The following is a 25,500-nucleotide window of genomic DNA, read 5'->3' as shown; positions in this document are numbered from 1 at the left end:
TTCAAACTTAATTATAAAAGAAAGTCATCCTAGACGGAGCTAACATTGAAGTAATTGCTAGGGATTAATGATATTAAAAATCCCCCAAAAGTTGGTTTCTGCCAAATCTTTGGGGGTTCGTCAAGATGAAGGAATTTAGTGAGATCAAAAAAGTTACACACTCTTGCCTGGCAAGAGGTTCACCGGCAGGAAGTAGCCCGTTGTTGTGACTTCTTGCTTGTCAATTTTTTGTAGCAGTAAATCGACCAGAAGTTTGGCAATCTCTTTCAGCGGTTGCTTAATGGTTGCCAGCTGAGGGTAGTAGTTCTCCACAAAGTAGGTGCCGTCGTAGCCGATGATTTTTAAATCTTCAGGAATCTGGATGTCTAGCTCCTGAGCGACTTTCATGACTAGAATAGCTGTCAAATCATCTGAAGCGAAGATAGCATCTGGCTTCTTGTGGGTCAAAATGTGTTTGATTTCCATTTCCTTTCGGACTGGAGAAAAGTCGCTGGACACATTGATGATAGGAGCGTCCGGCAGGACAGAGGCGAAGCCAGCATGGCGCAGCCCAGTTGGGGAATTGGAGTTGTCATTGCCGGTGATCATGATGATATTTTGAGCGCCAGTCTTGACCAAGGTCTGAGCAGCCAGCACTCCACCGCCATAGTTGTCTGAGGAGACAACTGGAATATCTGGTGAAAGGTTACGGTCAAAGGAAATGATAGGAGCAGTTACGCGATTGTAGTCTTCGATGCCTAGATTGTGGCTACCGGAAATAATGCCGTCCACCTGATTAGCCTCCAGCATTTCAAGGTATTCACGCTCCTTGTCAGAGTCGTGCTCGCTATTGCAGATAATGGTTTTATAGCCTTGTTTAAATAGCTCGTGCTCTAGCTTGCCAATCAATTCTGCATAAAAGACATTGCTGATATTGGGGAAAATGAGTCCGATCAGCTTGGCTGATTTTCCTTGGAGGCTACGCGCCAGATTGTTGGGCTTGTAGGCCAATTCTCGCATGGCTGCTTCAACCTTAGAAATCGTTTTGTCGGATAAGTAGCCTTTTCTGTTAATGACGCGGGAAACAGTTGTGGGGCTGACTCCTGCAAGTTTTGCTACATCAGTTAGCTTTGCGACCATAATCTAATTCATAGTAAGTACCGGTTGGATTGCCCTTAGTAATAGCAATACCTGTTTGGTCTTCTCTCGGGAAGACACGACCGGAAAATACTTTCTCTCCTTTATTGATGAAAATTTCAAAAATCGATTTATCGATGAAGATAGTAGCACTCGTTGCTTCTTTGTCAATGTCACAGCTTCGGCTGGTTCCAAAGTCCAGGGCAAATGGCTCGCCTGCCTGACTGCGATCAACTGTCACTTGTCCTTCCTTGAGGTCGAAGTTGATGCGTAGGCCCTTGCCGTCCTTGTCTGTAAAGAGGACGATTTCGTGTTCGGTGTCCGCAGCGAGATTCAGCTCTAGTTCGTAGCTGTTTTTGCTTTCTGCCAGAGCAGCGAAAGGCTGTTCCTCTGCTCGCAAATCTTTGATAGCAGGCACTGGGTACTGATAAAGCTTGCCGTCTTTTAGGGTCAATTCCTTGACGAGGGAGAGGGTCCCCTGATGGTCGAAGTGGTCAGAAGGGTATTCCACATCGGGTAAGCCTAGCCAGCTGACAGCCAGTGCACGACCGTCAGGTGCGTTGAAGGCTTGGGTCGCGTAGCAGTCGAAGCCATAGTCTAGATTTTGGATGGGACTAGGATCAATCATAGCAGCTTTGTTTGTGTCAAACGATTGACCTATTTTATACATATTTGGATAAATGTTGTCATAATCCAGTACGTCTTTAGACAAGCCTTGAGGGCAATAGAGCAGAACTGGTTGATCATTGATAAAGACTAGATTAGGACACTCCATCATATAGGCTGTCTTGTCATTGGCGAAGTCTAAATCACCAATAGCTTCCCAGTTGGTATAGTCATTATCAACTGCCTTGTAAAGCTTGATATAGCCTTGCTTATCCAGATTTTGCCCGCCGACAATAGCATAGAATTGCCCTTTGTAGTTGAAAATCTGTGGATCGCGGAAGTGGTCAGTCGCTTCAGCAGGTTGTTCAATCAAGACCTTGTCAATTTTTTCCAGCTTGCCTGATTTATCTAACAAGGCGCCGATTTGATAGGGGTGACGCACCCAATTTTCATCACGAACATTGCCGGTGTAGAAGAGAAAGAGCTTGTCGTCAAACTGCATGGCAGAGCCTGAGTAGGCACCGTGGCTGTCCAGAGCAGTATCTGGCAGCACCCGAAGACCAGTTTCCGTGAAATGGACTAGGTCATCGCTTTCCATCTGAACCCAGCACTTGAGACCGTGAGCTGCTCCGAAAGGGAAGTTTTGATAAAACACGACCCACTTGCCATCAAAGTAAGAAAAGCCATTGGGGTCATTGAGCAGACCAGTTTGAGGCTCCACATGATAGCTGGCCCGCCAAGGAGATTTAGCTATGTTTTCTTTGATCTGCTGTACCTCCTCCTGAGTCCAGTCTTCATAACGTTTGTAACGTTTTTCAGTCGTCCAAGCCAATCTTTTGTCCTCCGAATCATATTATTTCTTATTACTATAGTAAACGTTTTCTGCTGAAAAATCAACATTTAACAGTAAAAAAATATTTTTTCTGCAAAACGCTTGACATATCTCTGAATCATGGTAAAATAATATTCGTAAAGGTGATAAAATCGCTTTCAAAAAGTTTTACAATATTTTTATAAGGAGATTTTTGCAAATGGATTATTCAAAAGTTGCAAAACAGGTCATTGAGGCTGTTGGAAAAGATAATCTTGTGGCAGCAGCACATTGTGCAACTAGATTGCGCCTCGTGTTGAAAGATGACAGTATTATTAATCAAAAAGCATTGGACGATAATGCTGATGTTAAAGGGACTTTTAAAACAGATGGTCAATATCAGGTTATCATTGGTCCTGGTGATGTAAACTTTGTTTACGCTGAGATTATAAAAGAAACTGGTCTTAAAGAAGTTTCAACTGATGATTTGAAGCAGATTGCTGCTAATGGAAAGAAGTTTAATCCTATTATGGCTTTGATTAAACTCTTGTCCGATATTTTTGTACCTATTATTCCAGCCTTAGTTGCAGGCGGTCTTTTGATGGCTCTTCGTAATTTCCTGACCTCAGAAGGATTGTTTGGGCCACAATCAATTGAGCAAATGGTTCCAGCTATTAAGGGGCTGTCAGAAATGATTCAGCTCATGTCTGCTGCACCATTCATGTTTCTGCCAATTCTTGTTGGTATCTCAGCTGCAAAACGCTTTGGAGCTAACCAGTTCCTGGGTGCTGCAATCGGTATGATTATGACGACACCAGACCTTGGAGGGGCTGAGAAATTTTGGGATATTTTTGGTTATCATGTGACACAAACAAGTTATGTTTACCAAGTAATTCCGGTTCTCGCTGCAGTATGGATTTTGGCTCACCTTGAAAAATTCTTCCACAAGAAGTTACCGTCCGCTGTAGATTTCACCTTCACCCCATTGCTATCTGTTATGATTACTGGGTTCCTGACATTTACAGTCGTTGGTCCAGTAATGCTATTGGTATCTAATGGTATCACTGATGCAATTGTTTGGCTCTACAACACAACAAGCTTTATTGGTATGAGTATCTTTGGTGGAACTTATTCATTAATTGTAATGACTGGACTTCACCAATCTTTCCCAGCTATCGAAACACAATTGCTTTCTGCTTGGCAAAATGGTAGTGGACATGGCGACTTTATCTTTGTTGTTGCATCTATGGCCAACGTTGCTCAAGGTGCAGCTACCTTTGCAATTTTGTTCTTAACTAAGAATGCTAAAACTAAAGGTCTTGCATCATCTGCAGGTGTTTCAGCCCTCTTGGGTATTACAGAGCCAGCTCTCTTTGGTGTAAATTTGAAATATAAATTCCCATTCTTCTGTGCCCTTATCGGATCAGCAGTAGGAGCTCTCTTTGCGGGTCTTTTCCAAGTTGTTGCTGTGTCTCTTGGTTCGGCAGGTTTTCTTGGCTTCCTTTCAATTGATGCTAAATCAATTCCATTCTATTTCTTATGTGAAGTTATTGCTTTTGCAACTGCCTTTGCTTTGACTTACTTCTACGGTAAGACAAAAGCAGCAGATGCCTTTGCTGCGGAAGCAGTAGCTACGGGAGCAGATGAGACAGTAGAAACAGAATTAGCTGAAGATGCGAGTGCTGAAGAAACTAATGCTCTCCAAGATGAAACAATCATTTCTCCAATCGTTGGTAGTGCAGTAGCTTTGAGCGATGTAAATGATCCTGTTTTCTCAAGCGGAGCTATGGGTCAAGGGATTGCGATCAAACCAACTGAAGGTGTCGTTTATGCCCCAGCTGATGCAGAAGTGACAATTGCTTTTGCGACAGGTCATGCTTATGGTTTGAAGACAGCTAATGGTGCTGAAATCCTGATCCACGTTGGTATTGACACAGTGTCTATGAATGGCGAAGGATTTGATCAAAAAGTTTCTCAAGGTTCTAAAGTCAAAGCTGGCGATATTATTGGAACGTTTGATTCAGCTAAAATCGCAGCAGCTGGTCTGGATGACACGACTATGGTTATCGTGACTAACACAGCCGACTACGCATCTGTGACTCCAGTAGCAGAAGGAACTGTTGCTAAAGGCGATGCGATTATTGAAGTGAAAGCTTAATCTTAGCTATAGAAAGTCAACAAAGGAAAACGAACAACTTATGTTTGTTCGTTTTTTACTTGAGTGCTAAGATTTACAGAGGAAAATCTAAAATATAGAGCCATTTCCAATATGGAAATATGCTATAATGGAGTATAAAGAATACAAGAGGTGTTTGAAATGACAAAATTGTACGGAAGTTTAGAAGCTGGTGGAACGAAGTTTATCTGTGCTGTAGGCGATGAAAATTTTAATGTTGTAGAAAAAACACAGTTTCCTACAACTACGCCGATTGAGACGCTAGATAAGACGATTGAGTTTTTCTCTCGTTTTGACAATTTAGCAGGTCTGGCAGTCGGCTCTTTCGGTCCAATTGATATTGATCCTAATTCAAAAACATATGGCTACATTACGACAACTCCAAAACCACATTGGGCAAATGTGGATATTGTGGGAGCGCTTCGTCGTGCTTTGAATGTGCCCATTTACTTTACGACAGATGTCAACAGCTCAGCTTATGGTGAAGTTGTAGCCCGTAACAATGCTGGTGGCCGCATTGAAAATCTGGTTTATTATACGATTGGAACAGGGATTGGCGCTGGTGCTATCCAACGTGGTGAATTTGTTGGGGGTACAGGCCATCCAGAGATGGGACACTACTATGTAGCTCAGCACCCGATGGATGTGGAAAAAGGCTTTAACGGCGTCTGTCCTTTCCACAAGGGCTGTTTGGAAGGCTTAGCAGCTGGCCCTAGCTTAGAAGCGCGGACAGGTGTGCGTGGTGAAAATATCGAGCTCAATAATTCTGTCTGGGATATTCAGGCTTACTATATTGCGCAGGCAGCTATTCAAGCGACGGTGACTTTCCGTCCGGATGTCATTGTCTTTGGCGGTGGCGTGATGGCGCAGCAGCACATGTTAGACCGTGTCCGTGAGAAATTCACTGTCCTGCTCAATGGTTACCTGCCAGTGCCAGATGTGCGTGACTACATTGTCACACCGGCTGTTGCAGGAAATGGCTCAGCAACACTAGGAAATTTTGTCCTCGCAAAAGATATTAGCGAACGCTATGCAAAATAAGTAAACAAGGCGTTGAGAGTGTTCAAATAAACTAAGGAGGCTGAGATAGGGAATCCAGCCTCTTCCATTTGAGGTGAAATATGCAAAAAGCAATTGTGAAAGATCCTTTCTTTTTACAGCAAAAATCAGTCCCAGCTACAAAGGATGACCTATTTTTAGCCCAAGATTTGCAAGATACCTTGTTGGCTCATAGAGAGTCTTGTGTCGGTCTTGCTGCGAATATGATCGGTTTCCAAAAGCGGGTGATTATTTTTATGTATGGCATGCTGCCCATGGTCATGTTTAATCCAGTTCTCATTCAGAAATCAGGAGCTTATGAAACAGAAGAAGGCTGTCTATCCTTGATAGGTAGTCGGTCAACCATTCGTTACCAGAAAATCACTGTCGAATATCTGGATCAGAATTGGCTGAAGAAGATCATCACGTTAGAGGATTTCCCAGCGCAAATCTGCCAGCACGAATTGGATCATTTGGAAGGAATTCTCATATAGGAAATATATCTGGAAAGGATAGGAATAGAATGAAAGTATATCAGCGCGATGGAGAAAAATTTTATATCATGGGCTTTCTCTTACTCTTTTTTATCTTTTTTACCATGTCTTTTGTATCTATGGATAAGGCCTCCCCTGAGTCAACAAGTCAAAATAGTAGCAATCAACTGGTTCATAGGAGTCCTATCAGCAAAGAAGAGCAAAGAAGCAGCCAGACTACTGAAGAAAGCAACAATATGCTCAATCTGCTCTATTGGGGAATGGGCATAACCGCTATGTTTATGTTTGTTCTAGGCTATGTTTCGAATCATAAACCACCGATTTTAGAGATGGATGAGATGGGAATAAGGCTGAGAGGCTTATCTGCTAAAAGAGAGAAGTACTTCTTGTGGCAGGAGATTGAGCAAATTGAATACGATATCTATCGATCTAGGTCAGAACCGGGCAGTCGAATTTTATATTTCTATCCTAAAAATCAAGAGGAGAGTGCGGTCTCTTTGGACTTGGATGATGTGAAAAATACTAGCTTTAATGAACTTCATCAAGAAATTTCCAATCTTGCTCCGCATATCAAGTGGCTTTTTCCGTAGAGATGAATGATGAGGAAGATTATTCTAGAGCAGGGATTTGATCTGCTTATTTTATCGATGTAAGATTAGTTGGATAAAAGATAATGGCACAGCTCAGGCTGTGCTTCTTTTGTAACCAATTCCTTATATGAAGGTTAGAAATTTTGCATGTTTTATTTAAGGCCGCACTTTAGAATTTTCATTTGATCTGTTTGGTCATTTTAGAGATTGCAAGGATGCATTTTTACATGAGGTTGATTTCAAACGCTATTTACCAGTTTAGTCAAGTATGATAAAATAGAAAAGTCACAGTATTAAGAAATTAAGGAGACAATGATGAAAAAAGTATTTAAATACACAGCCTTGCTTGTGGCAGGTGTGAGCTTAACAGCCTGTGCCTTGCTTCCAAGTCCAAATAAAAAACATTCTGGTAAGCCAAGTCAGGAAACGACTGTCAAAAAATCAGCCAGCAATGGGCAGGTTGATATCCAGATTAAGGATGGTCAGTTCATTATGCCAAGTAACGGATCAGCTGATGCCAAATACTTGGCCTTGTCTTTGGAAATTAAAAATAAAACAAATGATAAGATCATGATTTCCTCCTCAGACATTGGTTTTTATGATTCAGAGGGAGAAAAGATCCAGCCAGTCGGAGTCTATGACGATAAGCAGAATTTTAAAACACTGAGCTATGAAGACTTAGCGGAAGGAAAGACTCTTTCTGGTAATCTGGTCTTTAAGGTTGAAGATGGCAAGAAATACGAGCTTCACTATGAGAAGAAAACCTATGGATCCGATGAAAAAGCAGAAGCCATCAAACTAAAGGTTGATCCTGCGAAATATCCGAATCACGTTGACGAATCAAAGAAATTAGCTTCTGATTATCTCAATGCTGTTTTCTTGGGAGGAGAAGCAAAGACAAAATCCTCCAAAGACAAGGGCGATTTGGTTTTAGGTGGCGATTTGGAGCAAGATAAAAAAGATTATAGAGCAGCTTTTGCAGCAGATTTCACACGTAAATTGCATGATTATCCCTTTAGTGAGGATGAAATCAATGCTTTCATTGATGCCTATGTGAAAAGTAATGCCAAACGCTCAGAAATTGATTACACAGTAGCCCAGTACATGCCAAATTCAATCGTTATCAAGATCAAACCGAGAACGGTCAGTCTAAATAAAACCATGTATACCTACCGTCAAGATTTTTATGACAAGCATCGCTCTGAATATGGAAGCCTGAGTGACGTCTATAAAGCTACCGATAAGAGCTATGCTAATGACATGATGGCTGGAATGGATTCACGTCCTCTCCTTACACCAGAGCGAGATTATCAGTTGAAATTTGTCAAAACAGATGGCAAATGGGTCCTAGAGCGTGATTATTCTTATGAATCTATCGTCAGAGCTTTTGAAGGCGATATATCTTAATATCAAGATGAGAGGGCAGATGCTTCATTCTGCTCTCTATTTATTTTGTTTTCTAGTCTAGCTTTGTGCTATACTGGAGGGGAGATATGTAGAGTAAAGGAGTCTACCATGAAAAAATTCTATGATAAATTAGTAAAAACGCGTCATCATCTCCATCAGCATCCAGAGCTGTCTGGCCAAGAATATGAAACAACGGCCTTTCTAAGCCATTATTTGCAAGACTTGGGGATAAAAATCTTGGACTCTGGCCTAGAGACGGGCTTGATTGCCGAAATCGGTCAAGGAGACCCAGTCATCGCCTTGAGGGCAGATATTGATGCCCTGCCCATTTTAGAGCAGACAGGTCTGCCTTACGCTAGCCAAAATCCTGGTGTCATGCATGCCTGCGGTCATGATTTTCATCAGACTAGTCTTTTGGGAGCGGCGGAGTTACTCAAGGCTATGGAAGAAGATTTACAGGGAACCATTCGTCTGATTTTTCAGCCAGCCGAGGAAACCTCTCAAGGAGCCAGTCAAGTTCTGGCTACGGGCTTGCTGGATGATGTAGTTGCGATTATCGGTTTTCATAATATGCCCCAGTTAAAAGCTGGACAAATGGCCTTGAAGCCTGGAGCCATGATGGCAGGTGTAGAGAAGTTTAAGGTGACTGTAGAGGGAGTCAGTAGCCATGCGGCTCGGCCAGATTTGGGAGTGGATACGGTACTGACTCTGACCAGCATGATTCAAAATCTTCAGTCACTGGTTTCTCGGACTGTCTCGCCCTTTGAGCCAGTTGTTTTATCTGTGACCCACATTGAGGCTGGGGCGACTTGGAATGTCTTGCCTCAAAATGGCTTATTTGAAGGCACCATTCGTTGTTTTAATCCTGATTTGCAAAAGCGTTTGAAAGCGGATTTTATCCGTATTGTGGAACATACGGCGGAGAATTTTGGTGCTAAGGTCGCCATTGTCTGGGATCAGACTCCGCCAGTGACCTATAATGATCCAGAATTAGCCGAGCTTATTTTTAAAAATTCTCAGAATATCGGGGAGCTACTGCCTGCCCAGCCGTCTTCAGCTGGCGAAGACTTTGCCTTCTACCAGGAAAAAATCCCTGGTGTCTTTGCTTTTATCGGCTCAAATGGTGCAGCAGATGCGCCTGATCTGCACCATGATAGCATGACAATTGACGATGCAGCCTTTCAGGTCTCTGTGCCTTACTATGTCGAAAACACCCTCTTCCTCCTCAAGCACTATAAGAAATAACTATAGTCTTTCATAGAAAATAAGAACTAGGCAAGCTCCTCTTCTTTTGTTATCATAGAAAAACAAGATTTCGATATTTTCAAATAGTTTGAGTAATCGAATCAGTGATAAAGAAAATCTATCACCTTGATAAAAAATATATAATGGTCAGGATTTTCGACTTTTGGTATGATAGAAACATGCTCTTTAGGAGGAGATAGAGATATGAATATTAAAAAAATATTGAAATACACTGCCACTGCTGTGGTAGGAAGTCTTGCAGTTGGGCTGCTTGTAGCCTGCTCGTCTTCTGCAAGTAAAGATAGTACTACAAAGAAAAAGACGATTGAAGTCGGAACGGTTGGAACAACTAAGCCTTTCTCTTATGAGGATAAGGACGGAAAACTAACTGGTTACGAAATTGAAGTGCTTCGTGAAATCTTTAAAGGTTCAGATAAGTACGAGGTCAATTTCAACAAAACCAAATGGGCTTCTGTTTTCTCTGGCTTGGACAGTGACCGCTACCAAATCGGTGCCAACAACATCAGTTATTCAGAAGACCGTGCTGGTAAATACCTCTATACCAACCCTTACGCTAAAAACCCAACCGTCTTGGTGGTTCGTAAAGGAGTGAATATCAAGTCGCTGGACGATATCGGAGGCAAGTCTACTGAGGTTGTTCAAGGTACTTCAACAGCCAAACAACTGGAAAAGTACAATGAAGAGCACAGTTCAAATCCAACAACCATCAACTACACAGATGGTACAATTCAACAAATCTTGGCTAATTTGAATGATGGCCGCTCAGACTACAAGATCTTTGAGCGTATCACAGTAGATACTATCATCAAAGACCAAGGTTTAGATAATGTCGAAGTGATTGAACTTCCAAGTGACCAACAACCGTATGTCTATCCAATCCTTGCTTCAGGACAAGAAGAGCTTCAAACCTTCATGAACAAGCGGATCAAGGAACTCTACGAGGATGGAACACTTGAAAAATTATCAAAAGAATTCTTTGGCGGCACTTATTTGCCAGATGCCAAGGATATTAAGTAAGTTCTGATTTTCTTTGCCCTAAACAATCAGAAATAACTTACAACCCTTTCATTAGAAAAAAATATATTTTATAAGGAGATAATCTCATGAAATTGAAAAAATGGTTTGGTGCAACAGCACTCTTAGCTGTAGCAGCATTTGGTTTGGCAGCTTGCTCGTCTTCAACATCAAAAAACGCTAAGTCAGCAGACAGTGCGACAGTGACTGTAAAAGTTGGTGTGATGAACCTCAGTGATACAGAGGAAGCGCGCTGGGACAAGGTTCAGGAAATCCTTGATAAGGATAAAGCAGGTGTTAAATTGGAGTTCACCCAATTTACAGACTATTCTCAACCTAACCAAGCAGTTCGTGACGGCGATGTAGACATCAATGCCTTCCAGCATTACTACTACTTGAAAAACTGGAATAAAGAAAACAATGCTGATTTGGTGTCTGTAGCAGATACTTATATCGCACCAATCCGCCTTTACTCTGGTACTAAAGATGGCAAAAACAAATATACTGATGTAAAAGACATTCCAGAAAACGGAAGCATTGCTGTACCAAACGATGCGACAAATGAAAGCCGTGCCTTGAACCTTCTTCAAGCAGCTGGTTTGATCAAGTTGGACGTGGATTCAACGAAGCTTGCGACTGTTGCTAACATCAAAGAAAACAAGAAAAACTTGAAAATTTCTGAATTGGATGCTTCTCAAACAGCAGCTTCTCTTACTTCTGTAGATGCAGCAGTTGTCAACAATACCTTCGTTCGTGAAGCTGGTATTGACTACAAGAGCGCTCTTTACAAAGAAAAGACAGATGAAAATTCTAAACTTTGGTACAACTTGATTGCTGCTAAGAAAGATTGGGAAAAATCTGACAAGGCAGACGCTATCAAGAAAATCATCAAGGCTTACCATACTGACGAAGTTAAAAAAGTCATTGAAGAGTCTTCAGATGGTATGGATCAACCAGTTTGGTAAGATTTTATAGAAAATAATTGAAGATAGAAAGGGCGGGGAATGGATTTCTCCAGCCCTTTATCTGCTATTAGTTAGAGTTTTTATCAACGGAGATGACTTAGCAATATTAAAACGCAGAGTCACAGACTTACCTGACAGCAAGCCTTTGCTCTTTCGTGAATAATAGCAGATAATCTTTAAAGAGATGCGATTAGTAGGAGTTACACATGCCTTTCTCAACTGAGAGTGAACAAATTAAAAAGTTTGAAAATGATGAGGTGGCCCAACACTATTTTGAAGTGTTGCGGACTTTGATTTCTAAAAAGTCTATCTTTGCCCAGCAAATTGGGCTCAAGGAGGTAGCTACCTATCTGGGAGAAATTTTCACTGCTGCGGGTGCTAAAGTGATGATTGATGACAGTTACACGGCTCCCTTTGTATTGGCAGAGTTTCAGTCGGACAATCCTGAGGCCAAGACTATCATTTTCTATCACCACTATGATACGGTGCCGGCCGATAATGACCAGCCTTGGACCAACGACCCCTTTACTCTGTCGGTCCACTACGGTGTCATGTATGGCCGCGGAGTCGATGATGACAAGGGACACATCACTGCGCGTTTGACAGCAGTGCGTAAGTATATCCGAGAGAACGGTTCGCTGCCAGTCAATATCATCTTCATGATGGAGGGAGCAGAGGAGTCGGCTTCGACAGACTTGGATAAATATCTGGCCAAGCATAAGAAACATTTGCGGGGAGCAGATTTGCTGGTCTGGGAGCAGGGCACGCGTAATAATCTAGGTCAGCTTGAAATTTCTGGTGGGAATAAGGGAATTGTCACCTTTGATATGTCTGTTCGCAGTGCGGAAGTTGATATTCATTCTAGCTATGGCGGTGTCATTAATTCAGCTTCTTGGTACTTGATGGATGCTATCTCTAGCCTGCGTAGTGCTGACGGTCGAATCTTAGTGGAGGGCATCTATGAGCAAGTACAGGAGCCCAATGAGAGAGAGCTAGCTTTGATTGCCCAGTATGCTCTGAAGACACCAGAAGAGTTGAAGGAAATTTACGGCCTCCAGCTTCCAGTCTTGAAAGAGGAAAGGCAGGAATTCCTCCGTCGTTTCTATTTTGAGCCAGCTATTAACATTGAAGGCTTCGGTTCGGGCTATCAGGGACAAGGAGTCAAAACCATCCTCCCAGCATATGCATCTGCCAAGATGGAAGTACGATTGGTACCAGGCTTAGAGCCTCATGATGTCTTGGACAAGATTCGCAAGCAACTGGACAAAAATGGCTATGATAAGGTAGAATTAACTTATACATTGGGAGAAATGAGCTATCGTAGCGATATGAGTACTCCTTCTATCCTGAATGTGATTGAACTGGCCAAGGATTTTTATCCAGAGGGCATCTCGGTGCTTCCGACCTCGGCAGGAACAGGGCCTATGCATACAGTCTTTGAGGCTTTGGAAGTTCCGATGGCTGCTTTTGGCTTGGGAAATGCCAATAGTCGAGATCATGGTGGCGATGAAAATGTCAAGATTGCCGATTATTATACCCATATTGAATTAATCAAGGAGTTAATCAGAAGTTATGAGCAATGAAATTATCAAATTAGACCGTATTGATGTCACTTTTACACAGAAAAATCGTGTCATCAAGGCGGTTGAAGATGTGACCATTCACATCAATCAGGGGGATATTTACGGTATCGTAGGTTATTCTGGTGCCGGAAAGTCAACTTTGGTGCGGGTTATTAACCTTCTGCAGAAGCCATCTGGTGGTCGCATCACTGTGGATGGGACAGTCCTGTATGACAAAGAAAGCGTCCAATTAAATGCGACTCAACTGCGGGAAAAGCGCAAGGACATTGGTATGATTTTCCAGCATTTCAATCTGATGGCCCAGATGACGGCCAAGGAAAATGTTGCATTTGCCTTGAAGCACTCTTCCTTGTCTGCTGCTGAAAAAGAGGAGAAGGTTCGTAAACTTTTAGAACTGGTAGGTCTGGAAGATCGAGCGGATAATTATCCGTCTCAACTGTCTGGCGGTCAGAAGCAGCGCGTGGCGATTGCTAGAGCCTTGGCCAATGACCCGAAAATCTTGATTTCAGATGAAGCAACTTCGGCATTGGATCCTAAAACAACCAAGCAAATTTTGGCCTTGCTTCAGGATTTGAATCAAAAGTTGGGGCTGACGATTGTACTGATCACGCACGAAATGCAGATTGTCAAAGATATTGCTAATCGTGTAGCTGTTATGCAGAATGGGAAATTGATCGAGGAAGGCTCGGTTTTGGATATTTTTACCAATCCACAGAACGAATTGACCCAAGACTTTATCACAACGGCAACAGGTATCACCGAAGCGATGGTTAAAATCAATCAACAGAAGATTGTGCAAGATCTGCCAGCAGATTCTGTTTTGGCGCATTTGAAGTATGCTGGTACGGTGACAGATACAGCCATTATCAACGATATCTACAAGCAGTATCAAGTTTCAGCCAATATTTTACATGCTAACATTGAGATTTTAGACAATGTGCCTGTCGGGGAGATGGTAGTCATTTTGTCAGGGAATGCAGAAAATCTTGCGTCTGCTCAAAGCAATTTACAAGCTGCTGGCGTAGAATTAAAGGTGCTTAAGGGAGGAATTTAGATTGATAGACTTGATTAAAACATTTTTGCCCAATGTCTATAAGATGGGCTGGGCTGGTCAGGCTGGCTGGGGAACAGCGATTTATTTGACCCTTTATATGACGATTATTTCTTTCCTGATCGGTGGAATTCTAGGCTTGATCGCTGGACTTTTCCTAGTATTGACAGCGCCCGGTGGTATTTTAGAAAATAAAACAGCCTTTTTCATCTTGGACAAGGTCACATCCATCTTTCGGGCAATTCCCTTTATCATTCTCCTAGCTTTGATCAATCCTTTCACACGGATGATTGTGGGCACAGGGATTGGTCCAACAGCAGCTTTGGTGCCACTATCTTTGGCAGTCTTTCCTTTCTTTGCCCGTCAGGTGCAGGTGGTTCTATCAGAATTAGACCGTGGTGTGATTGAAGCAGCGCAGGCAGTTGGGGCTAACTCATGGGATATCATCGGCGTTTACCTGCGTGAAGGCTTACCAGACTTGATTCGGGTGACAACAGTGACCCTAATCTCGCTAGTAGGTGAAACGGCTATGGCGGGAGCGATCGGTGCAGGCGGCCTTGGGAACGTAGCGATTGCCTACGGTTATCAACGTTTCAACCAAGACGTGACCATTTTAGCGACTGTTTTGCTCTTGCTTCTTATCTTCTTTATCCAGTTTTTGGGTGATTTCTTAACCAGAAAAATCAGCCATCGCTAGACAGAGAGTGGGACAGAAATCGGTAATTCGTTAGAATTCGATTTCGTCGTCCCACCTCCGCGCAGTTGAGTAGGGCTCTATTACGCTGATTTCATCAGCGTAATAGAACCCACTCAACCACTGCGTCTTGCTCGACAATCCAAAGACAATTTAGAGGCTAGGACTTTTGTCCCAGCCTCCTTTTGTCAACTATCATCCTTTGAAAAGTCTGAAAATTTAATTTACATTCTATTTTCATAATGCTATAATAAATAAAGCTAAGTATAGAAAAATAGCATAATACATTACTTCTTGGCAGTGCTGGATTTTGCCCATGCCGAGGAAAGTTGCTTTAATAAACAACTAGTTTTCCTAGGAAGGAAGCTTATCAAGGATGCTAGATCTACAAACCTTGCTAGAACTTCCTCCTGCAGGAAGGATGGCAAAGCATGAAATGCGCATTTGCACGTATCAAGGATATAGCTATCAATAGTTTTATGAAGTTTTAGCTTCACAATTAGAAAGGATTCGATAATGACATCGTTAACACTGAAAGAGCTGAAATGGACGGGAGTCTTTGCTCTGCTCTACTTTCTCTGTGTCGGACTAGGAGTACTAGTAGGGCACTTTTTTGACAATGCTGGCAATATGCTCTATGCTCCAGTATTTGCTGCAGTTTTTGGCGGAAGCGTTTATATGTTGCTGCAAAGCAAGATTAAAAAATTTGGAGCGATCAGCTTAGTGGGCCTAATAATGGGAGGCTTTTTCCTCCTGTCTGGTCATTTTATGATTGCTGGTTTGCCGGGCTTGGTGTTCGGTCTCTTGGCAGACACGATTGCAGGCTTAGGCAAATACGAAAATAAATTCTTGAATCTGCTTTCCTTTGTTTGTTTCTCTTTTGTCAATTCGGGCCCTATTATCCTCATGTGGATAGCGCGTCAAGCTTATATTGATGGCTTGGTGGCGCGTGGTAAGACAGCGGAATACATCAATCGGATTTTGCTGCCATTGGATTTCCCGACCATTGCTAGTTTTATCGTGATGGTAGTGGCAGGTGCTTTAATCGGTGGCCTGCTGGGCCAATATCTGGTAAAGAAACGCAGTGAAAAAGCTGATTTTCAGTCATAAAAAGTTAAGCGAGACTAACAGTGCTGGACTTTCTTATCTCGGCTTGCTCAGGCAATCGGTCTAGCATAAGTCCAAGCCAGAAGATGACTCATCTTGCATGCTATATCTTTGAGAAATAGACGGTTATAAAAAAATTCTATGCCTCCAGCTCTAGCGAAAAGGGCCTAATTTTGGTAAGATTAGAAGACTTGGAGAATATCAGGCTCAAGGCCTGGGAGGAATAAGATGAACAACATATTAGTGCTGCAGTCGGACTTCGGTCTGGTAGATGGAGCAGTGTCAGCTATGATCGGAGTAGCTTTGGAGGAATCACCAACGCTGAAAATCCATCATTTGACCCATGACATCACCCCTTACAATATTTTTGAAGGTAGTTATCGTCTCTTTCAGACGGTAGATTATTGGCCTGAGGGAACGACTTTTGTTTCAGTCGTGGATCCGGGAGTGGGTTCCAAGCGGAAAAGTGTAGTTGCTAAGACCAGTAAAAATCAATATATCGTGACACCTGATAATGGTACTCTGTCCTTTATCAAAAAGCATGTCGGTATTGTAGCTATTCGTGAGATTTCAGAAGTGGAAAATCGCCGCAAGAATACCGAGCATTCTTATACCTTCCACGGGCGAGATGTCTATGCCTATACAGGTGCCAAGCTAGCCAGCGGCCATATCAGTTTTGAGGAAGTTGGTCCAGAGCTGAGTGTCGAAGAAATTGTTGAAATCCCTGTTGTCGAAACAAGGTTAGCAGATAATTTGGTCAGCGGAGCTATTGACATTTTGGATGTTCGCTTTGGCTCCCTTTGGACTTCGATTACGCGCGAGGAGTTCTGCACCTTGGAGCCAAGTTTTGGCGACCGTTTCGAAGTCACCATTTACAACAATGATATGCTGGTTTATCAAAACCAAGTGACCTATGGCAAGTCCTTTGCGGATGTTCGTATTGGTCAGCCGATTTTGTACATCAATTCCCTCTATCGGGTGGGCTTGGCTATCAACCAAGGTTCCTTTGCCAAGGCCTATAATGTTGGTGTTGGTGCTCAATGGCATATTGAGATTAAACGTATAGAAAATTAAAGGAGAACATTATGAAAAAGAAATTGTTAGATACAAAGTTTACCATTAAAGAAGTCGTTGCAACGGGGATTGGAGCTGCACTTTTTGTAGTTATCGGAATGATTAGCATTCCAACACCTGTCCCAAATACCAGTATTCAGCTGCAATATGCGGTTCAGGCTCTCTTCAGTGTCGTTTTTGGCCCCTTTGTTGGCTTCCTGATGGGCTTGATTGGTCACGTTATCAAAGATGCTATGGCTGGCTACGGTCTCTGGTGGTCATGGATTATCGCTAGTGCCTTCTTTGGTTTCATTCTTGGTTTGTTTAAAAATCGCATCCGTGCAGCAGAAGGTATTTTTGAAGTGAAGGACATCGTCAACTTCAATATCTTCCAGCTTTTGGCCAATGCTTTTGTCTGGCTCTTGGTCGCTCCGATTGGCGATATCTTGATTTATAGCGAGCCGGTCAATAAGGTCTTTGTGCAAGGCTTTGTGGCAACTCTGTCCAATGGAGTGACAGTTGCTGTAGCAGGAACCTTGCTCTTACTAGCCTACGCTCGTACTCAGACTCGCTCAGGTAGCCTTAAGAAAGATTAATCAAACTAGATAATTACAAGATTGGGAAAGTCCCAATCTTTTTTTGTACAAAATAAAAAACAAAATGTAATTTATATATTGCATTATTTAAAATATATTGTATAATGGACTTATGAAGATGAAAGGAGCGTAGATATGAATAAGAAAGGGAATAATCTGCTTACACTACTTATTTGTCTTGTATCGGCGATAGTTCTACTAGTTGTTGGCATGATTCAGAAAGATCAAACCTTTATCATAATCGCTTGTGCTAATGCCGCCCTTGGCTCTGCTTTCTACGCCATAGACGGGCAAAAGAATGACGATAAGGATGGTGACTATGGCAAAAAATCTTAGGTTAAAAATGGCAAGGGCTGAGCATGACATGACTCAAGGCGACTTGGCTGATGCTATCGGCGTGACTCGTCAGACCATTGGCCTGATTGAGGCAGGCAAGTACAATCCCAGTCTTAGTCTATGCTTGGCCATTTGCAAATGCCTCAATAAAACGCTGGATCAGTTGTTTTGGGAAGAATAGTAGGAAAGTGAGAAAGAAAATGAAGGACAAACCACAAAAAGTCTATACAGACGAGCGGACTCTACAACTTGAGCGAAAATTAGGAAAAGAAGTTGCATTTTTTGCAATTATCTTGCTCCTTATCTCTATTTTTATCAAAATCATGATTTGGCATGTGCCAGTAGAAGGTTACTTACCGGAAATTCTAGTTATTTTGGCTATGGAAATCTATGCTGGCATTCGTAGCTGGCAGTTGGGACTTGATATCAGACGTGACAAGCCATCTATTGGGCATAGGAGTTTCAGAAGTCGTTTGGCTAACGGAGCTATCTTAGCGATTGTAATCGTGGCTGTTCAGATGTGGAGTGGAAATTCAGCTCTTCGACCATTCTTTCGCCATCATCCAATTTTGCAATTTATTTTTATTGTAGCTTTGATAACTGCCTTTTCTAGTATATTTGATCAGTTGGTCAATTATTTTTATCAGAAGAGACAGGTTTTATTGGACCAAGAACTAGAAAATGATGAGAATTAGAATCAATGAATCTTTAACTTATAAATGAGAAAGGGAGTAAAAAATGAAGAAGCAGCCTGTTATAAAAGATGAACGAACAGAAAAATTAGACGGCAAAGTTGCGGGAGAGTTAGTACTAGGAATGTTCCTCTTCTTAGCTATCTCTGTATTTTTCAAAGCCTATATCCTCCATCTAAGCTTGCTGGCCTATCTGCCAGAAGGGATTCTACTTACCCTAGTAGGTCTATATGCCTTGCTTCGTCGCGTAAGCCTAGGCGTTGATGTTCGCGATATGGTGAGAGAGGAAAAATGGCCAGAGCGTTTTGGCGGTGGACTTGTCTTTGCTCTCATCGTTATAGGCATTGATTTCTTTGGTCAGCGAGAAAATCTGGCTAGCATGTTCAGCATTTTGTATCTGCTCAAGCTGGCTCTTGCAATGCTACTGTTTATGCTTGGAAGCTTGAACATGGACAAGGTCAGTCTTTACCTAAATAGTAAAGGTCAAGCAAAGCTAGATCAGGAATTGGAGGATAAAGAATGACTTGGTGGAAACGATTGATCTGGGTTGGCTGCGCTTTCTTAGCCTTGGGTTTGTATGTCCTTCCTATGCTATTTCAGCAGGTAGCCATAATTTATCAATTTCCCAAACAGTGGACCATCGGTCTTGGGCTTTTGCTGATTTTCCTAGCCTTGATAGTCTTTGTCGTAGTAGCAAAGAAAACAGGAATTTTATCTCCGTCTGGAAAAATTTTTCAAAAAGGAGACGGGAAGCGAATTGCTCTAGGCCTCTTAGGCATGATGCTCATATCTGTCCTTGGGACAGTATTACTCCGGTGGCTGCATGGAGAAGTGACAACGGCTAATCAAGCATCTTTGATGGAGGAGTTCCAAAGAGGAGATATCATTTTATTGTCCATCATGCTTGGAGTTTTAGCGCCTATCGCAGAAGAAATTATTTTCCGTGGCATCATTCCTCTCAAAATCTTTAAAGGCTATGAAAGCTGGGGCTATATCATAGGCGGACTGCTCTTTGCGATATTTCATGGCCCAACCAATATCATGTATTTTGTGATTTATGGTGGTGCATCTGTGATTTTGATCTTGCTGGCTTATCGAACTCGGCGCTTGGAAGTCAGTATTGCAGTTCACATGATAAATAACGGACTTCCTGCCATTCTTATGTTGTTAATTACTATTTTTGGAGTAGAAGTATAGGAGCTTGAAATGAAAATGAAACTTATTAAACGTCAAATTTTAGACGAACGGGAAGAGCAGCTGGTCAACAAAGCTGGTATGGAGAGTTTCAGTCTCATGCTATGTGGCAGTTTAGCTTTATATATGGGTTCTGTAGCTATGAATGGGGGAGTCGTTCACTATCAGCCCTTCTTGGTACTGATTCTCATCAGTAGCTTTTATTTTATGTGTCGAGCTCAGTATCTGGGGGCTAATTATTACAATAGTTTCAGTCTGACCATCTGGGGTGTGCTGGCTGCGACAGGCTTTCTGACCCTTTTGATTGCCTGCCAGAATTTTCAGCTCAATCATGCTATTTATCATAACAATGTTTTTCACCCCATGTTTCTATTTGTTATTATAATTACTTTTGTCATTCACTTTCCTTTTATTTTGCTGGTCAATATTCTCTTGGAGAGTCTCAGCAAGTGGCAGAAGAAGCGCTTTGAGAAGTATTTGGAAGAATTGGAGAAAGAGAGCTAACCTGCTTTTCTGCGTAGAGATTCCAGCTCTGCTATTTTCCAAACAAATTTTTTGCCCAGCTTTTCTTCTCGCGTTATAATAAATAGATGAATTAAAAAATTCAGAAAATTTTATAGAGAAAAGAGAGTTGAAATCTTATGGCAAAAGATATTCGCGTCCTACTTTACTACAAATATGTTCCGATTGAGAATGCTGAGAAATTTGCAGCTGATCATCTGGCCTTCTGCAAATCTATCGGTCTGAAAGGCCGTATCCTGGTAGCAGATGAGGGAATCAACGGAACTGTTTCTGGTGACTATGAAACCACTCAAAAATACATGGATTATGTGCATAGCCTTCCGGGCATGGAAGACCTTTGGTTCAAGATTGACGAAGAAAACGAGCAAGCTTTCAAGAAAATGTTTGTTCGCTACAAAAAAGAAATCGTGCATTTGGGCTTGGAAGACAATGACTTTGACAACGACATCAACCCGTTGGAGACGACAGGAGCTTACCTGTCTCCAAAAGAGTTCAAAGAAGCCCTTCTTGATGAAGACACTGTTGTCCTAGACACCCGTAACGACTATGAGTACGATCTGGGTCACTTCCGAGGTGCCATTCGTCCAGACATCCGCAACTTCCGTGAATTGCCGCAATGGGTTCGTGATAACAAAGAGAAGTTCATGGACAAGCGCGTGGTTGTTTACTGTACCGGTGGTGTTCGCTGTGAGAAATTCTCAGGCTGGATGGTGCGTGAAGGCTACAAAGATGTCGGTCAGCTTCATGGTGGTATCGCGACTTACGGCAAGGATCCAGAAGTTCAGGGCGAGCTTTGGGATGGTAAGATGTATGTATTTGATGAGCGTATCTCCGTTGATATCAACCATGTTGATCCAGTCGTGATTGGGAAAGACTGGTTTGACGGTACTCCTTGCGAGCGCTATGTCAACTGTGGTAATCCAGAGTGTAACCGCCGCATCCTGACTTCAGAAGAAAACGAAGACAAGTACCTCCGTGGCTGTTCTCACGAATGCCGTGTTCACCCTCGCAACCGCTATGTGGCTGAAAACGGCTTGAGCCAGGCAGAAGTGATGGAGCATTTGGCTGCGATTGGGGAGAGCTTGGAAACACTAGTAGCTCAGTAATTTAATCGTGAAGATAAAAAACTTTAGATGTTTCAAGTGTCTAAAGTTTTTTCATTATTTAGTTGCAGATTAGCTTTTCATTATTCAGATTTCGATGTTTTGTCCCTTCTTTTTGATGTGATATAATGGGCTTAAATAAATGGGAAAGGAGCAAGTCTATGTCTAAAGTTATCATGGAAGAAGTGGCAGCCTATCTGCGTCAGCATGCAGATGAAGAGCTGAGTCTGACTGATTTGGCTCAGCATTTCCACTATAGTCCTTCCCATCTATCCAGAACTTTCAAGAAAAAGATGGGCTTTTCTATCAAGCAATATATGGAAGCTCTTAAGATGGAAAAAGGGATTCAGGAGATTGTAGAAGGCCGACAAAATGTGACCGAGACCTCTATGGAAGCTGGTTATGATAGTCTAGGCAGTTTTTCCAATACGTTTAAGCGACATACTGGACTTTCGCCTAAAAAATATCATCAGGAATCAACCAAGGCTTATGATTTTATGGTCAAACAGCTAGAAGAGAAGGGAGCTTTGTTACATCAGGATCCCGACTGTAAAAGTGGCAATCGGTTGACTGTGGCGCTATCTTATCCTGAGGGGTATGAACCACGCCTTAGCTGTATCGGGCTTTTTAAAACCCGCATACCCAAAGAAGAGCCAGTTATCGGAGTAGCACTGAGTCAGGAGAGACAGTTTACTTTTGAAAATGTACCAGATGGCCACTACTATCTTTTGGCTTGTGAATTGCTGGAGGATTTACGCCTAACTAAAAACTATGTCTTAAAGCATAACTTTCGCTGGGGCAGCGATGATCCTCTCGCTTTTTCAGGCGACAGCATCTATCAAGAGGAAATCAGCATGCGGAGGCCATTGCCGAGCGATCCCCCTATCACAGTTAATCTTCCAGTTTTAATCATGCGTTCCCTAGCCAAACAAGCGCAATTGAGAATAAGAAAATTTTTATCTTAATTGATAAACTGATACTAGAGATTTATTCTCAGCTATAAAAAATTGGAGGAACAATAATGAAATTAGACGTGTTTTTAAGTTTTAATGGTCAGGCCGAAGAAGCTTTTCGTTTTTATGCAGATCTTTTTCAGACAGAGATAAAGGGACTTGTCCGAGCCAGTGAGATGATGGACCCAGCAAACCTTCCTGCAGAAAAACGGGATAAGCTTGCCTGGATTGCCTTAGATACGGAAAACTTAACCCTGAACGGTGAAGATGTAGGCATTTTTAACGACCTATCTATTCCTAGCAACCCTCAGCCCAATCAATGGTTGGTTCTGAGCCCAGACAGTAGAGAAGAAGCCGATGAGCTTTTTGCTAAGCTTGCTGAAGGTGGACAAATTCTCTATCCTTTAGAGGGACAAACTTTCGCAGAGTTTTATGGTCGCTTGATTGACCGTTTTGGTATCGGCTGGGATGTGATGAAATGAGGCCGAAGGATGGCTTATAGTGAATCCTTAGCCCAGCAAGTCCGTGCCATTTTAGCTACTGAACTTCCTCCTCATGTTTTTGAAGAAGAGGTAGAAGAGAAGAAGATGTTTGGTGGCTTGACTTTTATGGTTCGAGGTAAGATGACCGTTACTGTGAGTTCGAGAAGTCAAGAGCTTGTCATGGTACGCATTGGTAAGGAAATGGAAAAGCAGATTCTGCCTAAAAATGGTGCTAGTGTGACGTTAATGAAGGGCAAGCTCTATCATGGCTATATTGATTTAGATGGCGAAGGACAAAAAGAACTATCTTACTGGATTGGTCTAGCCTTGTCCTACAATCAGGAGTTGACACAAAAATGAAGTGATAGAGCGTTTGACTGCGATTGGGGAAAGTTTAAATGAAGTAAGTCCTGCATAAAGAATAAAAAAAAACAGTCCACTGGGGCTGTTTTTGATATGGAAAGACAACCTGTTTAGTAATGGGGCTCAGCGTTATGTATTTTAGGATGATGGGTATGGCAAGCTAGTATTTTTAGAAATAAATCTAGAAAATCTCTTATAGCTCTATTTTTCTAGTTATAGGTCTTTATTTTACATTCTTGTAGCATATGTTATAATATAATAGGATAATATAAGGAGGTTTGCTTTATGAGTATTACATTTTCTATTCCAAATAAACGGGGGTTTCTAGGATTTCAGAAAGTTTTAAAAATCAGTGAATTGCTTGGATTTGTTGATGGACTTGAACCCCACCCTATACAGAAAGAGTTTGTGTACCTTGGACTAGATAAGCTTGCTCTATTGAAATGCTGGGTTCCTGCAAAGTCAGGCCGTTATATTGACTTGGAATATGATAAGACTCAACAAACTTACAATGTGCGGATTCTGACTCCTTCAACACTTGCTGATTGGTCTCAGGCTCTTACTTTGGTTTCTAAGTTATCAAGTCGCTTGGGGACAAGCATCCGTGATGAACATGGTAGAGAATATAGCAGTTCAAGTGTCTGGGACTACCCTTATCAAGAGGACATAGTTTTTGGCTTGAAGGCCTTTCTAAAATCAGGCTATGAGCTTGTGTATCAAGATGGTATTCGGAGAACGCTTGCTCTGAGTCCACATCTGGTGGAATGTTTCTTGAAGGCAGATAATCCTGCTCAGAGTTATAGCGATTTTTTCACCACTCGACAGTATATTGGTGCCTATGACGCTCAAAGTAAATTTTATGGAAGTGAGCAGAATGAAAAAATTTTAGGGACCTATACGCTAACTGCTGGTGTTGATACAATCCTTCCTCTCGTACCTACCCTCGCACAAGAAGATACTGAATATATTGATGAATCAAAACTTAGCTGGTGCTGTAATCTGGTCGGATGTGATGATGCAGACCCGGACAATCTGGAGAAATTTTTTATTTATAAGAGAATTTCATATTCAGATTTTTTGGACAAGCTTCCTGAAAATATGACACAATTATTTGATGCTGAGAAAGTCCTTGTTTCTGCTATGACTTTTGCCCAAATGAAAGCTCTCTTTGAAGATTGCCAGGAGTTTGTTTTGTAGTCTTTGTTCATGCCAAGACTGGACTCAGCCAGTTTAGCTTCCATTTATGGATGAATAATCTTTTTATGTGAAAACTCTCATTCAGATTGAATGCCCTCCGATAGCTAGATATTAATCTAGCGCTTGGGGGGCAGTTGCTTTATCCCAATCTTTTTTGTTTTGAAATGCGCTTGAGCCCATCCTTGCTATAGAGTCTGCCTATATCCTTGACTAGCTAGAAAATATGCTGGTGATAGTCAGGAGACTGCCTTTTTATGATACAATAGTAGGATAGAGTCAGTGGACGCTAGCTGGCTATTTCATGCTAAAGAAAGGGACAAAATAAGCCAATGATTCTTGAAGAGTTTGACCAAAACCGTAAGGCCATCATCAATCCAGAGGATTTGATAGAGCCTATTGAAGGATTTCCGCAGACGGCAGTGTCCTGCTTTGCTCGGGAGACCTTTGCCCGAATGCTGGCGGATTTTGACCATGAGTTGATTACGACGACATCTATGGCCAACATTGAAATTCCTATCTATCGGGTCTTTGCGGATGGTCAGGAGCTAGCTCTTTTTAATGCTCCAGTTGGGGCTTCTGCTTGTGTGGCTATTCTGGAGGATTTGATTGCTTTTGGTATGAGAAAGCTGGTTCTCTTTGGGACTTGTGGTGTGCTGGACGAGGATATCAAAGCAACATCCGTCATTATTCCGACAGCAGCTTTGCGTGATGAGGGGACTAGCTATCATTACCAGCCGGCTAGTTCGGAGATAGCAGTCAATGTTGGCTCGCAGGATTTTCTCTTGAAATTCCTTGAACAGCGAGGAATTTCCCATAGTTTGGGCAAGGTTTGGACGACCGATGGTATTTTCCGAGAGACTGCGGATAAGCTGCGCAGGCGAAAAGAGGCGGGAGCTATCTGTGTGGATATGGAATGCTCGGCTGTAGCAGCTCTGGCGGCCTTTCGTGGCATTCAAGTTTGCCAGTTCTTTTATGCGGCGGATCATCTGTCTGAGGAGGCTTGGGATATGCGCAACCTGGCTAATCACGCGGACTTAGACGAGAAAGACAAGGTGGCCAATCTGGCGATTCAGATCGCTCTGGCCTTATAG

The 25,500-nt window shown here is 42.2% G+C and carries 28 protein-coding genes; 26 read left to right on the top strand and 2 right to left on the bottom strand.

Annotated elements, in window-relative coordinates; all coding sequences use genetic code 11:
- Positions 1–153: 153 nt before the first annotated feature.
- Positions 154–1,119 carry a LacI family DNA-binding transcriptional regulator gene (locus FZ954_RS05905; protein WP_148877719.1) on the bottom strand — a complete coding sequence of 322 codons (966 nt, stop codon included), beginning with the start codon at positions 1,117–1,119 and terminating at the stop codon, positions 154–156.
- Positions 1,100–2,554 (bottom strand): sucrose-6-phosphate hydrolase, encoded by a 1,455-nt coding sequence (locus FZ954_RS05900; RefSeq protein WP_148877718.1) that lies wholly within the window; start codon positions 2,552–2,554, stop codon positions 1,100–1,102. Before FZ954_RS05900 ends, FZ954_RS05905 begins: the two co-directional genes overlap by 20 nt.
- 199 nt (positions 2,555–2,753) lie before the next feature.
- On the opposite strand from FZ954_RS05900, the gene FZ954_RS05890 reads away from it, so the two are divergent.
- From FZ954_RS05890 to FZ954_RS05760, 26 genes are all read left to right on the top strand, one after another.
- Complete coding sequence (locus FZ954_RS05890; protein ID WP_148877717.1) at positions 2,754–4,691, top strand: sucrose-specific PTS transporter subunit IIBC; 1,938 nt, start codon at positions 2,754–2,756, stop codon at positions 4,689–4,691.
- A 159-nt stretch (positions 4,692–4,850) separates the two neighbouring features.
- Positions 4,851–5,750, top strand: coding sequence for a fructokinase ScrK (gene scrK, locus FZ954_RS05885; protein ID WP_062123547.1), 900 nt, complete (start codon positions 4,851–4,853; stop codon positions 5,748–5,750).
- An 80-nt stretch (positions 5,751–5,830) separates the two neighbouring features.
- Positions 5,831–6,241: a peptide deformylase gene (locus FZ954_RS05880; protein ID WP_148877716.1), complete on the top strand. Its 411-nt coding sequence runs from the start codon at positions 5,831–5,833 to the stop codon at positions 6,239–6,241.
- Positions 6,242–6,270: 29 nt separating this feature from the next.
- Entirely contained in the window at positions 6,271–6,831 is a 561-nt protein-coding gene (locus FZ954_RS05875) for a hypothetical protein (protein ID WP_148877715.1), read from the top strand.
- A gap of 312 nt (positions 6,832–7,143) precedes the next feature.
- Positions 7,144–8,238, top strand: a complete 1,095-nt coding sequence (locus FZ954_RS05870; protein WP_187423335.1) for a DUF4352 domain-containing protein — start codon at positions 7,144–7,146, stop codon at positions 8,236–8,238.
- A 108-nt stretch (positions 8,239–8,346) separates the two neighbouring features.
- The gene (locus tag FZ954_RS05865; protein WP_148877713.1) at positions 8,347–9,483 is read left to right on the top strand and encodes an amidohydrolase; all 1,137 of its coding nucleotides are present in this window, start codon (positions 8,347–8,349) and stop codon (positions 9,481–9,483) included.
- A gap of 204 nt (positions 9,484–9,687) precedes the next feature.
- Positions 9,688–10,521, top strand: a complete 834-nt coding sequence (locus FZ954_RS05860) for an amino acid ABC transporter substrate-binding protein (RefSeq protein ID WP_045500765.1) — start codon at positions 9,688–9,690, stop codon at positions 10,519–10,521.
- Positions 10,522–10,607: 86 nt separating this feature from the next.
- The gene (locus tag FZ954_RS05855; RefSeq protein ID WP_148877712.1) at positions 10,608–11,483 is read left to right on the top strand and encodes a MetQ/NlpA family ABC transporter substrate-binding protein; all 876 of its coding nucleotides are present in this window, start codon (positions 10,608–10,610) and stop codon (positions 11,481–11,483) included.
- 206 nt (positions 11,484–11,689) lie between these two features.
- The gene (locus FZ954_RS05850) at positions 11,690–13,066 is read left to right on the top strand and encodes a M20/M25/M40 family metallo-hydrolase (RefSeq protein WP_148877711.1); all 1,377 of its coding nucleotides are present in this window, start codon (positions 11,690–11,692) and stop codon (positions 13,064–13,066) included.
- The gene (locus FZ954_RS05845) at positions 13,056–14,120 is read left to right on the top strand and encodes a methionine ABC transporter ATP-binding protein (RefSeq protein WP_148877710.1); all 1,065 of its coding nucleotides are present in this window, start codon (positions 13,056–13,058) and stop codon (positions 14,118–14,120) included. The genes FZ954_RS05850 and FZ954_RS05845 overlap by 11 nt, the downstream gene beginning before the upstream one ends.
- Before the next feature lies 1 nt (position 14,121).
- On the top strand, positions 14,122–14,814 hold the full coding sequence (locus FZ954_RS05840) for a methionine ABC transporter permease (RefSeq protein WP_005591809.1): 693 nt from the start codon (positions 14,122–14,124) through the stop codon (positions 14,812–14,814).
- A 513-nt stretch (positions 14,815–15,327) separates the two neighbouring features.
- A complete protein-coding gene (locus FZ954_RS05830) occupies positions 15,328–15,921 on the top strand; it encodes an MptD family putative ECF transporter S component (RefSeq protein WP_148877709.1) in 594 nt (197 codons plus the stop codon).
- Between the two features lie 225 nt (positions 15,922–16,146).
- On the top strand, positions 16,147–16,992 hold the full coding sequence (locus FZ954_RS05825; protein ID WP_062005582.1) for an S-adenosyl-l-methionine hydroxide adenosyltransferase family protein: 846 nt from the start codon (positions 16,147–16,149) through the stop codon (positions 16,990–16,992).
- Positions 16,993–17,003: 11 nt separating this feature from the next.
- The gene (locus FZ954_RS05820) at positions 17,004–17,567 is read left to right on the top strand and encodes an ECF-type riboflavin transporter substrate-binding protein (RefSeq protein ID WP_045500779.1); all 564 of its coding nucleotides are present in this window, start codon (positions 17,004–17,006) and stop codon (positions 17,565–17,567) included.
- Between the two features lie 210 nt (positions 17,568–17,777).
- Positions 17,778–17,903 carry a hypothetical protein gene (locus FZ954_RS11930; RefSeq protein WP_262366230.1) on the top strand — a complete coding sequence of 42 codons (126 nt, stop codon included), beginning with the start codon at positions 17,778–17,780 and terminating at the stop codon, positions 17,901–17,903.
- On the top strand, positions 17,887–18,084 hold the full coding sequence (locus FZ954_RS05810; RefSeq protein WP_005591814.1) for a helix-turn-helix transcriptional regulator: 198 nt from the start codon (positions 17,887–17,889) through the stop codon (positions 18,082–18,084). The genes FZ954_RS11930 and FZ954_RS05810 overlap by 17 nt, the downstream gene beginning before the upstream one ends.
- A 19-nt stretch (positions 18,085–18,103) precedes the next feature.
- A complete protein-coding gene (locus tag FZ954_RS05805) occupies positions 18,104–18,598 on the top strand; it encodes a DUF6773 family protein (RefSeq protein WP_148877707.1) in 495 nt (164 codons plus the stop codon).
- Positions 18,599–18,641: 43 nt separating this feature from the next.
- Positions 18,642–19,118: a DUF6773 family protein gene (locus FZ954_RS05800; protein WP_148877706.1), complete on the top strand. Its 477-nt coding sequence runs from the start codon at positions 18,642–18,644 to the stop codon at positions 19,116–19,118.
- Positions 19,115–19,792, top strand: a complete 678-nt coding sequence (locus FZ954_RS05795) for a CPBP family intramembrane glutamic endopeptidase (protein WP_148877705.1) — start codon at positions 19,115–19,117, stop codon at positions 19,790–19,792. The genes FZ954_RS05800 and FZ954_RS05795 overlap by 4 nt, the downstream gene beginning before the upstream one ends.
- Positions 19,793–19,801: 9 nt before the next feature.
- Entirely contained in the window at positions 19,802–20,293 is a 492-nt protein-coding gene (locus FZ954_RS05790; RefSeq protein WP_148877704.1) for a DUF6773 family protein, read from the top strand.
- 137 nt (positions 20,294–20,430) lie between these two features.
- Positions 20,431–21,417 (top strand): rhodanese-related sulfurtransferase, encoded by a 987-nt coding sequence (locus FZ954_RS05785; RefSeq protein ID WP_148877703.1) that lies wholly within the window; start codon positions 20,431–20,433, stop codon positions 21,415–21,417.
- A gap of 158 nt (positions 21,418–21,575) precedes the next feature.
- A complete protein-coding gene (locus FZ954_RS05780) occupies positions 21,576–22,379 on the top strand; it encodes a helix-turn-helix transcriptional regulator (RefSeq protein ID WP_148877702.1) in 804 nt (267 codons plus the stop codon).
- Between the two features lie 56 nt (positions 22,380–22,435).
- Positions 22,436–22,849: a VOC family protein gene (locus FZ954_RS05775; RefSeq protein WP_148877701.1), complete on the top strand. Its 414-nt coding sequence runs from the start codon at positions 22,436–22,438 to the stop codon at positions 22,847–22,849.
- A 9-nt stretch (positions 22,850–22,858) separates the two neighbouring features.
- The gene (locus FZ954_RS05770; RefSeq protein WP_148877700.1) at positions 22,859–23,209 is read left to right on the top strand and encodes a TfoX/Sxy family protein; all 351 of its coding nucleotides are present in this window, start codon (positions 22,859–22,861) and stop codon (positions 23,207–23,209) included.
- 288 nt (positions 23,210–23,497) lie between these two features.
- Entirely contained in the window at positions 23,498–24,409 is a 912-nt protein-coding gene (locus tag FZ954_RS05765; protein WP_148877699.1) for a DUF4299 family protein, read from the top strand.
- Between the two features lie 329 nt (positions 24,410–24,738).
- Entirely contained in the window at positions 24,739–25,500 is a 762-nt protein-coding gene (locus FZ954_RS05760; RefSeq protein ID WP_148877698.1) for a nucleoside phosphorylase, read from the top strand.

The organism is Streptococcus sp. Marseille-P7375, from assembly GCF_902460365.1.
In the GTDB taxonomy this organism is placed as follows: domain Bacteria; phylum Bacillota; class Bacilli; order Lactobacillales; family Streptococcaceae; genus Streptococcus; species Streptococcus cristatus_I.
Note: the sequence above shows the minus strand (reverse complement) of the source record. Positions and strands in the feature narration are given on the sequence as shown.

Bases quoted from the DNA above. Each gene is read 5' to 3' on its own strand.
- FZ954_RS05905 (WP_148877719.1), bottom strand. From the start codon at position 1,119: ATGGTCGCAAAGCTAACTGATGTAGCAAAACTTGCAGGAGTCAGCCCC.
- FZ954_RS05890 (WP_148877717.1), top strand. From the start codon at position 2,754: ATGGATTATTCAAAAGTTGCAAAACAGGTCATTGAGGCTGTTGGAAAA.
- scrK (WP_062123547.1), top strand. From the start codon at position 4,851: ATGACAAAATTGTACGGAAGTTTAGAAGCTGGTGGAACGAAGTTTATC.
- FZ954_RS05880 (WP_148877716.1), top strand. From the start codon at position 5,831: ATGCAAAAAGCAATTGTGAAAGATCCTTTCTTTTTACAGCAAAAATCA.
- FZ954_RS05875 (WP_148877715.1), top strand. From the start codon at position 6,271: ATGAAAGTATATCAGCGCGATGGAGAAAAATTTTATATCATGGGCTTT.
- FZ954_RS05870 (WP_187423335.1), top strand. From the start codon at position 7,144: ATGATGAAAAAAGTATTTAAATACACAGCCTTGCTTGTGGCAGGTGTG.
- FZ954_RS05865 (WP_148877713.1), top strand. From the start codon at position 8,347: ATGAAAAAATTCTATGATAAATTAGTAAAAACGCGTCATCATCTCCAT.
- FZ954_RS05860 (WP_045500765.1), top strand. From the start codon at position 9,688: ATGAATATTAAAAAAATATTGAAATACACTGCCACTGCTGTGGTAGGA.
- FZ954_RS05855 (WP_148877712.1), top strand. From the start codon at position 10,608: ATGAAATTGAAAAAATGGTTTGGTGCAACAGCACTCTTAGCTGTAGCA.
- FZ954_RS05850 (WP_148877711.1), top strand. From the start codon at position 11,690: ATGCCTTTCTCAACTGAGAGTGAACAAATTAAAAAGTTTGAAAATGAT.
- FZ954_RS05845 (WP_148877710.1), top strand. From the start codon at position 13,056: ATGAGCAATGAAATTATCAAATTAGACCGTATTGATGTCACTTTTACA.
- FZ954_RS05830 (WP_148877709.1), top strand. From the start codon at position 15,328: ATGACATCGTTAACACTGAAAGAGCTGAAATGGACGGGAGTCTTTGCT.
- FZ954_RS05825 (WP_062005582.1), top strand. From the start codon at position 16,147: ATGAACAACATATTAGTGCTGCAGTCGGACTTCGGTCTGGTAGATGGA.
- FZ954_RS05820 (WP_045500779.1), top strand. From the start codon at position 17,004: ATGAAAAAGAAATTGTTAGATACAAAGTTTACCATTAAAGAAGTCGTT.
- FZ954_RS11930 (WP_262366230.1), top strand. From the start codon at position 17,778: ATGATTCAGAAAGATCAAACCTTTATCATAATCGCTTGTGCTAATGCC.
- FZ954_RS05810 (WP_005591814.1), top strand. From the start codon at position 17,887: ATGGCAAAAAATCTTAGGTTAAAAATGGCAAGGGCTGAGCATGACATG.
- FZ954_RS05805 (WP_148877707.1), top strand. From the start codon at position 18,104: ATGAAGGACAAACCACAAAAAGTCTATACAGACGAGCGGACTCTACAA.
- FZ954_RS05800 (WP_148877706.1), top strand. From the start codon at position 18,642: ATGAAGAAGCAGCCTGTTATAAAAGATGAACGAACAGAAAAATTAGAC.
- FZ954_RS05795 (WP_148877705.1), top strand. From the start codon at position 19,115: ATGACTTGGTGGAAACGATTGATCTGGGTTGGCTGCGCTTTCTTAGCC.
- FZ954_RS05790 (WP_148877704.1), top strand. From the start codon at position 19,802: ATGAAAATGAAACTTATTAAACGTCAAATTTTAGACGAACGGGAAGAG.
- FZ954_RS05785 (WP_148877703.1), top strand. From the start codon at position 20,431: ATGGCAAAAGATATTCGCGTCCTACTTTACTACAAATATGTTCCGATT.
- FZ954_RS05780 (WP_148877702.1), top strand. From the start codon at position 21,576: ATGTCTAAAGTTATCATGGAAGAAGTGGCAGCCTATCTGCGTCAGCAT.
- FZ954_RS05775 (WP_148877701.1), top strand. From the start codon at position 22,436: ATGAAATTAGACGTGTTTTTAAGTTTTAATGGTCAGGCCGAAGAAGCT.
- FZ954_RS05770 (WP_148877700.1), top strand. From the start codon at position 22,859: ATGGCTTATAGTGAATCCTTAGCCCAGCAAGTCCGTGCCATTTTAGCT.
- FZ954_RS05765 (WP_148877699.1), top strand. From the start codon at position 23,498: ATGAGTATTACATTTTCTATTCCAAATAAACGGGGGTTTCTAGGATTT.
- FZ954_RS05760 (WP_148877698.1), top strand. From the start codon at position 24,739: ATGATTCTTGAAGAGTTTGACCAAAACCGTAAGGCCATCATCAATCCA.